The organism is Mixta gaviniae (assembly GCF_002953195.1).
GTDB classification, from domain to species: Bacteria; Pseudomonadota; Gammaproteobacteria; order Enterobacterales; family Enterobacteriaceae; genus Mixta; species Mixta gaviniae.
This window is the reverse complement of record NZ_CP026377.1, coordinates 1,747,038-1,761,662: the sequence shown is the minus strand read 5'-3', so window position 1 is coordinate 1,761,662 and position 14,625 is coordinate 1,747,038. Positions and strand designations below refer to the sequence as shown.

Genomic DNA, 14,625 nt, shown 5'->3' with positions numbered 1-14,625 from the left:
TTTATTATCTGCGCCCTTTTGCTATGCTGCTAACCCTTCGCAGCGTCAGGAGAAGTTGGCTAATGGTTTATGATCTTATCGTTATCGGGAGTGGCTCCGTCGGCGCCGCAGCGGGCTGGCACGCCACCCGCGCCGGGCTGAAGGTGCTGATGATCGACAGCGCCCATCCCCCACATCAGGAAGGCAGCCATCACGGCGCAACGCGGCTTATTCGCCATGCTTACGGCGAAGGCGCGCGCTATGTGCCGATGCTGTTGCGCGCCCAGCAGCTATGGGATGAACTGGAAACGCTGAGCGGCGAACGCATTATGCACCGCAGCGGCATTATCAATCTCGCGCCTGCCGCCTCGTCGTTTATCGCTAACGTGATTGAGAGCGCGCGTCAGTTCCAGCTGGACGTGGAGGTGCTGGACGCGGCGCAGGTGCGTCAGCGCTGGCCCGATATCAGCGTGCCGGACGGCTATGTCGGCGTCTATGAGCCACGCTCCGGCTATCTCAAATCGGAAGTGGCGATCCGCAGCTGGATACGCCTGGCGCGCGAAGCGGGCTGCGCCCAGCTGTTTAACTGCCCGGTCACCGCCCTGGCCCGCGAAGGCGATCTGCAGCGCGTCACCACCCTTGACGGCGACTATTACGGCCGCAAGCTGCTGTTAAGCGCCGGCACCGCGATTAACGCCTTTTGCCCTGCGCTGCCGGTGACGCCGGTGCGCAAGGTGTTCGCCTGGTATCAGGCCGATGGCCGCTACGGCGAGAATAATAAGTTTCCCGGCTTTACCGTTGAAATGGAAGATGGCAGCCAGTACTACGGCTTCCCGGCAGAGAATAATGAGCTGAAAATCGGCCGTCACGACGGCGGCCAGCTGATGGCGCCCGGCGAGGCGCGCAAACCGTTCGGCGCGTACGCCAGCGACGGTAACGAGGTATTTAATTTCCTGCGTCGTTTTCTACCGGGCGTGGGCGTTTGTTTACATGGTGCCGCCTGCGCTTATGATAATTCCCCTGACGAAGACTTTATTATTGATACGCTGCCGGAAGATAATCAGCGCATGATAATAAGCGGATTAAGCGGTCACGGTTTTAAATTTGCCAGCGTTTTAGGCGAAATAGCCTGCGCTTTCGCCAGCGATTCGCCCTGCGAATTTGACTTAACGCCTTTTTCTCTTTCCCGCTTTAAATAAAAATAGAAAGGCACAATAAAATTGTGCCTTTCTATTTATTCCGCTTTTTCCTACCGCTCTGATTGTTTAATATCGTCGCGCATAATCAAAGCCGATATTATTGCGCCTGCATCTTTTCTTTCTGGCGACGCAGCTTCAGTTTTTTCACCAGCTTCACCGCTTCCGCTTCCGAACCTACCGCCGGCGCCGAACCGTGCAGTGGCTTACGTGCCGTCTCACGCATAAAGAAGACAGTAATCAGACCGATAACTGCGGCGCCCATCAGGTAGTAAGCGGGCATCAGCAGGTTTTGCGTTGTGTCGACCAGCCAGGCGGTCATCAGCGGCGTGGTACCGCCGAACAGCGAAACAGAGATATTAAAGCCGATCGCCAGCGCGCTATAGCGAATATCGGTAGCAAACAGCGCCGGCAGCGCGGAAGGCATGGTGCCGCTGAAGCAGCTGTGCAGCACGCCAAGGATCATCAGCCCGATAAACACGAACACCAGGTTACCGGTGGCCACCAGCATCAGGCACGGGATCGCCAGCACAATCAAGCCGACCGAACCGAGCGCGATCACCGGACGACGACCGAGGCGATCGTTCCAGTGGCCCCAGAACAGCGTCAGCGGCATCATGACGAACATCACTACCAGCACCAGCATCAGGCCGCTCAGCTCGCTCAGGCCCAGCACGCCGGTGAGGTAGCTCGGCATGTAAGAGGTCAGCATGTAGTTAGAAACGTTGAACAGCAGCACCAGGCCGATACATTTCAGCATCTGCGCGCGGTATTTCTTCAGCATCTGCCACAGCGTCATGCGCGGCTTGCTATGCTCCAGCGCTTCCTGCTTTTCCATATGTTTCTGGAACGCCGGCGTCTCTTCCAGCTTCAGACGGATATAAAGCCCGAACAGCCCCAGCGGCGCGGCGATAAAGAAAGGAATGCGCCAACCCCAGCTAAGCAGCTGATCGGTCGACAGTACCGCCGTCAGCGCCGTGACCAGCCCCGCTCCCAGCAGATAACCGCCCAGGGTGCCAAACTCCAGCCAGCTGCCCATAAAGCCGCGACGCTTATCGGTAGAGTATTCGGCGATAAAGGTGGCGGCACCGCCATATTCGCCGCCGGTAGAGAAGCCCTGCAGCAGGCGCGCCAGCAAGAGCAGCAGCGGCGCGGCGATACCGATACTGTTATAGCCGGGGATCAGCCCAATGCAGAAGGTGCCAATCGACATCAAAATCATGGTGATCGCCAGCACTTTTTGCCGGCCGATGCGGTCGCCAAGCGGGCCAAAGAACAGGCCGCCGATCGGGCGTACCAGAAACGCGGCGGCGAACGCGCCGAAAGTGGCGATCAGCTGCGCCGCCGGGCTGCCGCCCGGGAAGAAGACTTTACCAATGGTGACAGCCAGATAGCTGTATACGCCGAAATCGAACCACTCCATGGCGTTACCCAGGGCGGCGGCGCCGACGGCGCGTTTCAGCATGGCATTATCCACGATGGTGATATCGTCGACGGTAAGTTCTTTCTGACCTTTCTTCTGCCAGAAATGTTTTTTGGAATGAGTAGATGAGCCTGTAGCTACGTTCATATCGTTTCCTCACGGATGACGCGATGACGAAGAGGCAGCACCATAGCTTTCATAGCCAGCCGCTGGCAAATGGTAAGGAAAGCTATAACGCAGCATGAGTGCATGGCACAGAAATGAGATCTGCGTCACGCTTATTGACACGTTTTTACTTTATACACCGCGCGGACAAATTGCAACTTTGTTGAAATTTCCTCCTGTTGCAATGTCTTCTGCTGGCGTGGAATGCCATCTTTTAACATAAACACGGCACTAAATAGCCCTACTTCCGCTGTACCTTTTGAGTTTAGCACCCTGATTTTCTCTGCCACCGCGTCCTTTATGGTGAATATGAGCGCTGCCGGCGCGACCGCTCATTGTAAATGAAATGTTATAAATACTCCTCCCCCGTTCCAGGTTATTTACCCAGCGTAAATCCACTTTACATTGACAAAAATTGACATTGAGCTGGCAGAAACTCACATTTCATTCAAATTAACTGAAACAGTCATTCAAACCTTTCCGTTATACACACCTACTCTTTTCTTAGCAAAAAGGTGTCAGCGATCGTCATCACGCGGAATAACTCGATAAAACTGCGGAATAGCCGTCATCAATAGCCAGTTTTTTTGAACAGGATGAAAAAAGCGCGCGCTGGCCCTGATTTTTGTTGATTTTCTGTTTCAGCTTGTTCAGTCTCATGTCAAAACGTGAATGAGGGAGATGCTAATGCGGTGGAAAAACAGTCGCGGTGAATATGGACACATCGCCGTATCGCTTCACTGGCTGGTGGCTTTAGCAGTGTATGGCATGTTTGCGCTCGGGCTGTGGATGGTCACGCTGGGCTATTACGATACCTGGTATCACAAAGCGCCCGAGTTGCATAAAAGCGTCGGCATGGTGCTGTTCGCCGTAATGATCCTGCGCGTTATCTGGCGCTTTATCTCTCCGCCTCCGACGCCGCTCGCCAGCTATTCGCCGCTGGTGCGCTACAGCGCGACCGCCGCGCACCTGCTGCTCTATCTGCTGCTGTTCGCCATTTTCATCACCGGTTACCTGATCTCTACCGGCGAAGGCCAGCCGATTGACATCTTTGGCCTGCTGTCGGCGCCGGCCGTCATCAACGCCGACGCCACGCAGATCGATCTGGCGGGCGATATCCACCTCTGGCTGGCGTGGAGCGTCGTGATCCTCTCGCTGCTGCATGGTCTGGCGGCGTTGAAACACCACTTTATCGATCGTGATATCACACTGAAACGGATGCTGGGTTGCCGCATCGCTTCATCTATTGAAACGGAGAAATAGCATGTTGAAAAAAACGCTCTGCGGCCTGACCGCAGCAACCCTGTTGCTTGCCGCGCAGGCGGCGACCGCCGCGGAATATAAAATTGATAAACAGGGGCAGCACGCCTTTATCCAGTTCCGTATCAAGCATCTCGGCTACAGCTGGCTTTACGGTACGTTTAAAGATTTCGATGGCGGCTTTACCTTCGATGAGAAGGATCCCTCGGCGGATAAAGTTAACGTTACCATTAACACCAGCAGCGTGGACACCAACCATACCGAGCGCGACAAGCATCTGCGCAGCGCCGATTTCCTTAACGTTGGCAAATTCCCGCAGGCGACCTTCGTCTCTACCGGCGTGAAGAAAGATGGCGACGAGCTGGATATCACCGGCAATCTGACGCTGAACGGCGTGACGAAGCCGATTACGCTGGAAGCGAAAATGCTTGGCCAGGGCGACGATCCGTGGGGCGGCTACCGCGCCGGCTTTGAGGCGGAAGGCAAACTGGCGCTGAAAGACTTCAACATCAAAACCAATCTCGGCCCCGCCTCGCAGGAAGTGGAGCTGATGATCTCGGTGGAAGGCGTACGCCAGAAATAATTACCGTTGCACCAAAGAAAAAGGGCAGCCTGGGCTGCCCTTTTTTATGCCGTTCGCGGTATCAACTTTCCGCTTTATCCGACGGCGCGGGGATGGTCAGCGTGGCATTCAGCAGGCCGCGCGACTTATTGAAGATCTTATTGCTGGTTTCGCGGCCGGCGCGGCGCGCGCGCTGCTCTTCCGGCGGCAGTGACGCCTCTTCCATGCAGATCGGGCTGCAGCAGTGTTGATACTTCTCGGCGCAGGCCGGGCACTGGATAAACAGCAGGTGGCAGCCATCGTTGACGCAGTTGACGTGCGTGTCGCAGGGGGTACCGCACTGGTGGCAGTGCGCAATCACATCGTCAGAGATGCGCTCGCCCATCCGCTCATCGAAGACAAAGTTTTTGCCTTTGAAACGCACCGGCAAACCCTGCTCGCGCGCGCGGCGCGCATATTCAATAATTCCGCCTTCGACATGGTAGACCTGCTCAAAGCCGTTGTGGCGCATCCAGGCGCTGGCCTTCTCACAGCGAATGCCGCCGGTGCAGTACATCACGATCTTTTTATCTTTTTTATCCTGCAGCATATCCACCGCCATCGGCAGCTGATCGCGGAAGGTGTCGGCGGGAATTTCCAGCGCCTGGTCGAAATGGCCCACTTCATATTCGTAGTGGTTGCGCATATCGACGAACACCGCGTCAGGATCGTCGAGCATGGCGTTGACTTCATCCGCTTTCAGGTAGGCGCCGACCTGGCTGGCGTCAAAGCTGTCGTCGGTAATGCCGTCGGCCACAATACGGTCGCGCACTTTCAGGCGCAGCACCCAGAAAGATTTGCCGTCGTCGTCCAGCGCCACGTTCATGCGCAGATTATTCAGCGCCGGATGGAAGCCATACAGCGTCTCCTGCATGCGTGGATAGAGGCTGGCCGGCACGCTGATCTGGGCATTGATGCCCTCATGCGCCACGTAGATACGGCCGAAAACCTTCAGCCCGGTGAGCGCTTTGTAGAGCGCATCGCGAAACGCCTGCGGATCGTCGAGGGTGAAATATTTATAGAAAGAGACGGTGGTGCGCGGCTCGGTTTCGGCCAGCATGCGCGCCTTCAGCTCTTTGTTGGATACCTGGTTATGTAACACTGGCATGGTGTTCTTTCCCATTAATGAGCGGTTTTTAGCGGGCGACATCATACCTGATTTAACAGTGAAGCAAAGCGTTGCAGCATTTTTTCTACATTTGACGATCGGGCGCTACCGCACATACTGACAATTGACCTGGCTCACAATCACGTTGAGCATAGATCCTTTATTAGCGCCCTTACTATCACTTAAGTGATAACAGACGGAGAAAAAGATGAGTCAGCTATTTACGCCGATACAGTTGGGTAAGTTATCTCTCAGTAACCGCATCATTATCGCGCCGATGTGCCAGTACTCGGCGGAACAGGGTAAAGCGACGCCCTGGCACCGCATCCATCTGGGCCATCTCTCGCTCTCCGGCGCCGGACTGCTGATTATCGAAGCGACCGCCGTCGAAGCCGCCGGGCGCATTACGCCGCAGGATTTGGGCCTGTGGGATGACGAAACCGAGCAGGCGCTGGCGGAAACCATCAATGATGTGAAACGTTACGCCACCATGCCGCTGGGGATCCAGCTGGGCCACGCCGGTCGTAAAGCCTCTTGTGACGTGCCATGGCGCGGCGGCGGCTTTCTGACGCCGCAGCAGGGCGGCTGGCAAACCTCCGCGCCATCGGCGCTGCCCTACAGCGAAGGCGACGACACGCCGCTGGCGTTGACCAAAGCGCGCATCGCGGAGATCAAACAGGCGTTTATCGACAGCGCCATCCGTGCCGACCGCCTCGGCTTCGACCTGGTGGAAGTGCATGCCGCCCATGGCTATCTGCTGCACCAGTTCCTCTCCCCGCTCGCTAACCAGCGCGACGACGAATATGGCGGCTCGCTGGAAAACCGCATGCGTCTGGTGCTGGAGATTTTCGACGACGTGCGGCGCGTCTTCCCGCGCGATAAAGCGGTCGGCGTACGGATCTCCGCTTCCGACTGGGTAGAAGGCGGCTGGGACGAAGCGCAATCCATCGCGCTGAGCAAGGCGCTGGAAGCGGCTGGCTGCGACTATATCCATGTCTCCAGCGGCGGCCTCTCGCCGCAGCAGCAGATCAGCGTCGGCCCTAACTATCAGGTGCCATTCGCGGTGGGAATTAAAAAAGCGCTGACCCGCATGCCGGTGATCGCCGTCGGATTGATCACCGAGCCGAAGCAGGCGGAAGCGATTCTGGTTGAGGGCGAAGCTGACGCCGTGGCGCTGGCGCGCGCGATGCTTTACGATCCGCGCTGGCCGTGGCACGCCGCCGCCGAGCTGGGCGAAAAAGTACAGGCGCCGCCGCAGTACTGGCGCTGCGAACCGCATGAGGTGAAGGGGCTGTTTAACCTGTAAATCCTCGCCGGCGGCGCCTCGTCAGCGCCGCCGTAAAGATTGGCTGATACCATTATTTCAGCCAGGCGAAAAAAAGTGGCACAATATGCCCCTTAAACTGGACACTGCGGCAGCCTGACGCCTGCCGCAACGACTATCTGGAAGAACATGACTCAGCTGCCTCAATTTTCTCGCGATCTGCTGCATCCGCGTTACTGGTTACTCTGGCTTGGCATTGGCCTGCTTTATCTTGTGGTTCTGCTTCCCTATCCGGTGCTTTACCACCTCGGCTGCGGCCTCGGTCGTTTATCGATGCGCTTTATGAAACGGCGCGTAGCGATTGCGCGCCGCAATCTGGAACTCTGTTTTCCCACCATGCCCACCGCCGAGCGTGAAGCGCTGATCAAGCGTAACTTTGAATCGGTCGGCATGGGGCTGCTGGAAACCGGCATCGCCTGGTTCTGGCCCGACTGGCGGGTACGCAAATGGTTTACCAACTCCGGCGACGAACACATCAAGCGCGCGCTGGCGGCGAAAAAAGGGATCCTGCTGATCGGCATGCATTTTCTGACGCTGGAGCTGGGCGCCCGCATCTTCGGCATGCTCAACCCCGGTATCGGCGTCTATCGACCGAATGACAACCCGGTGATCGACTGGCTGCAAACCTGGGGACGGATGCGATCCAATAAGAGCATGATCGATCGCAAAGATCTCAAGGGGATGATCCGTGCGCTGAAGGCAGGCGATATTATCTGGTACGCGCCCGATCATGACTACGGCCCGAAAAGCAGCGTCTTTGTGCCCTTCTTTGCGGTGCCGGACGCCGCTTCGACCAAAGGCAGCTATCTGCTGATCCGCAGCGCCAGGCCGGCGGTGATCCCGTTTGTGCCGCGTCGTCTGCCGCACGGCAAAGGCTATGAGCTGGTGGTGCTGCCGAACGTGGAGGATATCTCCACCGAGAGCGAAGAGGCGACCGCCGCACGCATGAACCAAATCGTGGAAGAGGCGATCCTGATGGCGCCAGAGCAGTATATGTGGCTGCATCGCCGCTTTAAAACGCGGCCGCAAGGCCAGCCCAGGCTCTATTAATCTCCGCTGCGCCCTTTCGTTCCTGCCCGGAGCGAAAGGGCCGCTTTTCTCCCCCGTCTCTCCCCCACTTTTTTCTTGCACGAAGCCATGACGCGGCCAATCTTCGTCTATCCTTTCCTGAAACCATCCCCGAGGAGAGTAAGGAGAGACCAATGAGCATGTTTAGCACACTGGAAGAAGCGATTGATAACGCCCGTGAAGAGTTTCTGGCGAACCACCCGGAGCTGGATAATGACGAGGCGTCACCAGGACAGTTCAATCTGCAAAAATATGTGATGCAGGATGGGGAGATTATGTGGCAGGCGGAGTTCCTTGCCGATGAGAGCGATGACGGCGAACTGTTACCGCTGCGTACCGGCGAAGCGGCGCAGGCGATTTTTGACGGCGATTTCGATGAGGTTGAACTGCGTCAGGAGTGGATGCCGGAGAACACGCTGCACGAGTGGGATGAGGGCGAATTCCAGCTTGAACCGCCGCTCGATACCGAAGAAGGCGAAGCGGTAGCACAGGAGTGGGAAGACAGCGGCAGCAATAACGAATCTGACCGCTGGTAAGCGCCGCGCCGCGGCTGACTACTCATAGGGACCGTGCTGCGCATCCACCGGCAACAACAGCGTATCCAGCAGGGCCGATAGCGGCACGTCGATAATGGTCAAGAAGCGCCACGGCGTGTCGCGCACATCCCACTGCACCCCCGGATAATATTGATTGCCGTGCCCCTGCCCGGGCACCGTGCGACTGATAATGCTGCCGCAGCCGCTTAGCAGCAACGTCGCTGCCAGCAGCATGATGCTGCCTAACCTCTTCTTCACCCGCTTACCCCCTTAGCATAAACCAGGCCATTGTATCCGCCCTGCCCCTGTCCGCCAGCGTTCTGAAGGTAAAGGTAGCGTAAAGCCGGCGTCGGCAATAAAAAAGGCGGCCCGCAGGCCGCCTGTCTTTCGCACGCCACCAGCGACGGCGCGTGCGTTTTTCACTGTGGCCCGCAGGCCGCACAGCTTATTTCGCCGGCGCCAGCGCCAGCGGGTTGAGCTGCAGCGTTCGATAGTAATCGAGCCACTCATGATATTTTTCCGCATCCTGCCACAGCCGATAGTGCAGGCGCGCCAGCGTTACCGGATCGCTGATCAGCGCCAGGCGCTCATCGCGGCTCAGCTTCGCAGGCGCATCGCTTAACGCATGCTCGACCCGACGGTCGCGCGCGTGATCCAGCAGGTCGCTTTTCAGGTGACGCGACGTCGCCAAAGCGGTCGCCAGCGCGTTAAACGACGGATGGAACAGCGCATGCATAAAGCCATGCTTCAGGGCGCGTTCGCGGTTCAGCTGCAGATAGGCATCGGTATCCTGCAGCTCTTTCGGCGGCGCGTACTCTTCCGGGATCAGGAACAATTTGGCGCGTTTGGTCGCCAGGCCGTTGCTTGCGCGGCTGGAAACCACCGAGACGAACGGCGACAGGATCAGCGAGAAGACGATCGGCGACAGCCACCAGAGGAAATTCAGGTCCAGCCAGCCCATGCCGGCCGCCCAGACGATGCCCAGCAGCATCTGTGAACCGTGACGACGGAACGCTTCGCTCCACGGCGTGGCGTCATCATCGCGCTGCGGCGAGTTCCACACCACTTCCCAGCCCAGGAAGGCGCTGACCACAAACACCGTATGGAACAGCATGCGCACCGGCGCCAGCAGCACCGAGAACAGCATCTCCAGCAGCATCGATACCAGCAGACGCAGCGCGCCGCCGTAGCCTTTCGCCCCTTTGAACCAGATCAGCACCACGCTCAGCAGCTTCGGCAGGAACAGCAGCACCAGCGTGGTGGAGAACAGCGCGATCGCCAGCTCCGGACGCCACTGCGGCCACACCGGGAACAGCTGACGCGGCTGCAGGAAGTACTGCGGCTCCATCAGGGTATGCACCACCTGCAGCGCCGTCGAGAGCGCGAGGAACATAAACCAAAGCGGCGCGGAGAGATAGGACATCACGCCGGTCAGGAACACCGCGCGATGTACCGGGTGCATACCTTTCACCAGGAACAGGCGGAAGTTCATCAGGTTGCCATGACACCAGCGACGGTCGCGCTTCAGCTCGTCCAGCAGGTTCGGCGGCAGCTCTTCATAAGAGCCAGGCAGGTCGTAAGCGATCCAGACGCCCCAGCCGGCACGGCGCATCAGCGCGGCTTCGACAAAGTCGTGAGAGAGGATCGAGCCGGCGAACGACCCTTCGCCCGGCAGCGGCGCCAGCGCACAATGCTCAATAAAGGGCTGCACGCGGATAATCGCGTTGTGGCCCCAGTAGTGCGATTCACCCAGCTGCCAGAAGTGCAGACCGGCGGTAAACAGCGGCCCGTAAACGCGGGTGGCGAACTGCTGACAGCGCGCATAGAGCGTATCCATGCCTGACGCCTTCGGCGAAGACTGGATAATGCCGGCGTTCGGGTTCGCTTCCATCATGCGCACCAGACCGGTCAGGCATTCACCGCTCATGACGCTGTCGGCGTCCAGCACCACCATGTAGCTGTACTGGCTGCCCCAGCGACGGCAGAAGTCGTCGATGTTGCCGCTTTTACGCTTCACGCGGCGGCGACGGCGGCGATAGAAAATCTTGCCCGCGCCGCCCACGTCGCGCACCAGCTCCATCCACGCTTTCTGCTCCGCCATGGCGATATCGGCGTCGTAGCTGTCGCTGAGGATGTAAACGTCGAAGTGGTCGCTTTCGCCGCTGCGCACTACCGATTCCCAGGTGGCGCGCAGACCGGCGAAGACGCGTTCCACATCTTCGTTACAGATCGGCATGATCAGCGCCGTGCGGTGCGTCGGGTCGATCGGCTCGTCGCCGTTCAGCGTATAGGAGATGCTGTATTTATCGCGCCCGATCATCAGCTGCAGGAAGCCCATCAGCGCTGTCCAGAAGCCCGCCGAGACCCAGCAGAACAGAATGGCGAACAGGAACAGGATGCCGGTCTGCAGCACATAAGGCAGCAGCTGCAGCAGCGACTGTTGCCAGTTCTGGTTCAGCATATCCATCGGGTCGATCAGCGCCCAGCCCTGGTAAGGCAGAATGGTTTTCATATACCAGGTGGCGATCACCGTCTGGAACAGGGTGAGGATCAGGAGAATATAGCGACGAATGGAGCCGACGTGGCGCCATTTATCTTCCTGGCGCTGCTCTTCCGCCGTGGCATAGCGCGGCGTTGATTTGCGGCCGCGCAGCGAATCCCAGGCGCGGGCCAGCGGGTTGGTGCGCCAGGCTTCCGGGAACATTAGCGAGCGCTTTACCGGCGGCATCGCCTTCAGCGTCGTACGGTCAAGATAATCCTGACCGAACTGTTTTCCGCCGTCGACAGAGTCGGGCCAGCTCATTTCGATGCGCGCTTTGACCGAGGTCAGCGGCGCATCGTCAGGGCGAGCCTCAGCCGGGCCGCCCTGGCCCAGCTGCTGGTGCAGTTTACTGTAGACGTCACCGCCCGCCTCCTGGGCGGGCAGGCTGGACGACAGCGCCGCTTTGCGTTCCGGCGTCAGCGGCAGCGCGTCGACATAGTCGGCTGGAGTAAGCATTGATTTATTCATTGGCAGGCAACTGATAGCTCCATGTTTCCGTCAGCGCTTTATCACCGTTAACCAGTGCGGCGCGCATTTCGGTCGGCTGCTTATTGTCTTTAACGCGGATGCGCAGCATTAAGCGCCAGCCTTTGGTGACCGGGTTATAGCGTACGCTCTGTTCAACAATCTCACCGTTGTTGCCGATGCTGACCTGCGGCGCGACCGGCGTATTGTCCGCCAGCTTGCTCATCTCTTCGCCGACGAAATCGACCACGAAGGCGAGGGTGCCGTCTGGCTGACGCACCAGGTTCGACTGTTTCACATCGCCGGTGGAGCGCAGCGTATTTTTCACCCATGCCGTTTCCGGCGAATGCAGCTGGTCTTCATCACGGGTAAAGTGCAGACGATATTTAAAGTTCATTTCCTTGCCCGGATCCGGCAGGTTCTCCGGCGTCCAGAAGGCGACGATGTTGTCGTTGGTCTCATCCGCCGTCGGGATCTCCACCAGCTCGACGCGCCCTTTGCCCCAGTCGCCCTGCGGCTCGATCCAGCCGCTCGGGCGCAGATCGTAACGGTCATCGAGATCCTGGTATTGATTAAACTCGCGTCCGCGCTGCAGCAGGCCGAAACCTCTCGGGTTTTCCACGGTAAAGGTGCTGACCGCCAGATGGCGCGGATTGTTCAGCGGACGCCAGATCCACTCGCCGTTGCCGGCGTGAATCGACAACCCGTTAGAATCATGCAGCGAAGGACGGTAGTTCACTATCGGAGAAGGCTGATTCGGGCCATAGAGGAACATGCTGGTCAGCGGCGCGACGCCCAGCTTGCCCACTTTATCGCGCAGATAGACTTTCGCCTGCACGTCGACATTGGTGTCGCTGCCCGGACGCAGCACAAAGCGATAGGCGCCGGTAGCGCGCGGCGAATCGAGCAGCGCATAGATCACCAGCTGCTTATCCTGCGGCTTCGGACGCTGCACCCAGAACTCGCGGAAGCGTGGGAACTCTTCGCCGGACGGCAGCGCGGTATCGATCGCCAGACCGCGCGAGGAGAGACCATAGACCTGGCCGCCGCCGATAACGCGGAAATAGCTGGCGCCGAGGAAGCTGGTGATCTCGTCATCTTTCCCTTTGGCGTTGAGCGGATACAGAACCTTAAACCCGGCGAAGCCGAGGTTCTTAATGGTTTCCGGATCGTGCTGTACATTGCCGAAATTAAAGTAGTCCGGGCTGTATTTGATTTCACGCACCGTGTTGGCGGTGATTTCATGAAGTTTCACCGGCGTGTCGAAATACATGCCCTGATGATAAAACTCCAGCTTGAATGGCGTTTTCAGTTTGTTCCAGTACGCTTTATCGTGATTAAACTGAATCTGCTGATAGTCAGCATATTTCATGTCACGAAACTGAGAGGGCAAATTGCTCTTCGGCGCTTCAAAACTTTTTCCCGCTAACGATTTCGCCTCTTTTGCCACATCGTCAATGCTAAAAGCCCAACCGGTGTTGGCATACAAGGCAAGCAGAACTGCCGCACCTACCCAGTGCAGTTTTTTCAGTTCCGTTTTATTTTTGTTAGTAATCAGCACATCCCCCCTTTCGTGTGCTTAAATCAATCCCATCCATATTAATGGATTATTCGGTTTTCCGACAGTATATCAGCGGTTTTGTTCCCGTTTGCCCTGGGCTGGCGGCGTTAACCCTGGTTGATCGTCTGTTACAGAATCGGCTGATATTATATGGATTCCCGCTCCGGTAAAGTAAAGCGCTCACTTTTATCAGGTTCAGGGTGAACCGGAGTAAAAAACGTACTAAAACTGGATAATTATGCGTACAAAAACCCAGCAGCGTGAATATTTTTTTGACTCAATTCGCGCCTATCTGATGCTTCTTGGCGTCCCTTTTCATGTTTCACTTATTTATTCCAGCCACCAGTGGTCCGTTAACAGTGTGGAGTCGTCGCTCTGGTTAACAATATTTAACGATTTTATCCATGCTTTCCGCATGCAGGTCTTTTTCGTTATTTCCGGCTACTTCTCTTATATGCTCTATCTGCGCTACGCACCGAAAGAGTGGTGGAAGGTGCGCGTCGAGCGCGTCGGCATCCCGATGTTGACCGCCATTCCGCTGATCACGCTGCCGCAGTTTTTTATGCTGAAGGCGTGGACCGGCAAAGTGACCGGCTGGCCGCAGTTCTCGAGCTATGAAAAGTACAACACGCTGGTCTGGGAACTGATCTCGCACCTGTGGTTTTTACTGGTCCTGGTGATCTTCACGACCCTCGGTCTGTGGCTGTTCCGTCGCCTGCGCGGCGGAACAGCCAGCGAAGGAACGGAAGCGCCAGGCTGGATGACCTTAACCTTGGCAATTTTGTTCTACAGCCTCTGCTGGTGCGTCATGCGCCGGCTGATCTTTATTTTCCAGCCGGCGCTGCTGATCGACGGGCTGTTTAATTTTGTGGTGATGCAGACGCTGTTTTACCTGCCCTTCTTCTGGCTCGGCGCGCTGGCGTGGCGCAATCCGGCGCTGAAGGCGCGCTTTGTCCGCTTTAATCCCTGGACGGCGCTCGGCGCCGCGCTGGCGTTTATCGCTTATATGGCGAACCAGCGCTACAGCAGCGGCGAAGGCTGGATGTATGAAATCGACGCCGTGGTGTCGATGCTGATGGGGCTGTGGATGGTCAACGTGGTGTTTGCCTTCGGCCATCGCTTCCTGAATGCCCACTCGCCGCGCATTACCTGGCTGGTGAACGCCTCGCTGTTTATCTACCTGGTACATCATCCGCTGACGCTGCTGTACGGCATCTTTATTACGCCGCACATCCATAATAATGCGCTGGGCTTTGTCGCCGGCCTGGCGTTTGTCTTCGGTATCGCCTTTCTGCTGTATGAGATCCACCTGCGCATTCCGCTGCTGCGCTTTCTCTTCTCCGGCAAAAAGCGCCGCCCTGAGGCCTGAACCCTGAAGCCGCCGCGGCGGCTTCCAG

12 protein-coding genes are annotated in these 14,625 nt (G+C 57.6%); 7 read left to right on the top strand and 5 right to left on the bottom strand.

Going from position 1 to position 14,625, the window contains the following annotated elements; translation table 11 throughout:
- Positions 1-62 precede the first annotated feature (62 nt).
- Positions 63-1,178, top strand: a complete 1,116-nt coding sequence (gene solA, locus C2E15_RS08150; protein ID WP_104956921.1) for an N-methyl-L-tryptophan oxidase — start codon at positions 63-65, stop codon at positions 1,176-1,178.
- 97 nt (positions 1,179-1,275) lie between these two features.
- Here the strand turns inward: solA and proP are convergent, their stop codons facing one another.
- Positions 1,276-2,745, bottom strand: a complete 1,470-nt coding sequence (gene proP / locus C2E15_RS08145) for a glycine betaine/L-proline transporter ProP (RefSeq protein ID WP_104956920.1) — start codon at positions 2,743-2,745, stop codon at positions 1,276-1,278.
- Positions 2,746-3,450: 705 nt separating this feature from the next.
- Between proP and C2E15_RS08140 the strand changes: the two genes are divergently transcribed.
- Positions 3,451-4,026: a cytochrome b gene (locus C2E15_RS08140; RefSeq protein WP_104956919.1), complete on the top strand. Its 576-nt coding sequence runs from the start codon at positions 3,451-3,453 to the stop codon at positions 4,024-4,026.
- A 4-nt stretch (positions 4,027-4,030) separates the two neighbouring features.
- Entirely contained in the window at positions 4,031-4,606 is a 576-nt protein-coding gene (locus tag C2E15_RS08135) for a YceI family protein (RefSeq protein ID WP_104959123.1), read from the top strand.
- Positions 4,607-4,667: 61 nt separating this feature from the next.
- Here C2E15_RS08135 and trhO read toward each other — a convergent pair whose 3' ends face one another.
- On the bottom strand, positions 4,668-5,732 hold the full coding sequence (gene trhO, locus C2E15_RS08130; protein ID WP_104959122.1) for an oxygen-dependent tRNA uridine(34) hydroxylase TrhO: 1,065 nt from the start codon (positions 5,730-5,732) through the stop codon (positions 4,668-4,670).
- Positions 5,733-5,940: 208 nt separating this feature from the next.
- Between trhO and C2E15_RS08125 the strand changes: the two genes are divergently transcribed.
- From C2E15_RS08125 to C2E15_RS08115, 3 genes are all read left to right on the top strand, one after another.
- Positions 5,941-7,038, top strand: a complete 1,098-nt coding sequence (locus C2E15_RS08125) for an NADH:flavin oxidoreductase/NADH oxidase (RefSeq protein ID WP_104956918.1) — start codon at positions 5,941-5,943, stop codon at positions 7,036-7,038.
- Positions 7,039-7,185: 147 nt separating this feature from the next.
- Positions 7,186-8,106 carry a Kdo(2)-lipid IV(A) acyltransferase gene (locus C2E15_RS08120; protein ID WP_104956917.1) on the top strand — a complete coding sequence of 307 codons (921 nt, stop codon included), beginning with the start codon at positions 7,186-7,188 and terminating at the stop codon, positions 8,104-8,106.
- Positions 8,107-8,258: 152 nt separating this feature from the next.
- Complete coding sequence (locus tag C2E15_RS08115) at positions 8,259-8,660, top strand: MysB family protein (RefSeq protein WP_104956916.1); 402 nt, start codon at positions 8,259-8,261, stop codon at positions 8,658-8,660.
- A gap of 18 nt (positions 8,661-8,678) precedes the next feature.
- On the opposite strand, the gene C2E15_RS08110 is transcribed toward C2E15_RS08115, so the two are convergent.
- From C2E15_RS08110 to C2E15_RS08100, 3 genes are all read right to left on the bottom strand, one after another.
- Complete coding sequence (locus C2E15_RS08110) at positions 8,679-8,894, bottom strand: YceK/YidQ family lipoprotein (protein WP_104956915.1); 216 nt, start codon at positions 8,892-8,894, stop codon at positions 8,679-8,681.
- Between the two features lie 211 nt (positions 8,895-9,105).
- Entirely contained in the window at positions 9,106-11,670 is a 2,565-nt protein-coding gene (mdoH, locus tag C2E15_RS08105; RefSeq protein ID WP_104956914.1) for a glucans biosynthesis glucosyltransferase MdoH, read from the bottom strand.
- A complete protein-coding gene (locus C2E15_RS08100; protein WP_425438040.1) occupies positions 11,663-13,222 on the bottom strand; it encodes a glucan biosynthesis protein G in 1,560 nt (519 codons plus the stop codon). Before C2E15_RS08100 ends, mdoH begins: the two co-directional genes overlap by 8 nt.
- Positions 13,223-13,466: 244 nt before the next feature.
- On the opposite strand from C2E15_RS08100, the gene mdoC reads away from it, so the two are divergent.
- Entirely contained in the window at positions 13,467-14,597 is a 1,131-nt protein-coding gene (mdoC, locus tag C2E15_RS08095; protein ID WP_104956913.1) for a glucans biosynthesis protein MdoC, read from the top strand.
- Positions 14,598-14,625: the final 28 nt, after the last annotated feature.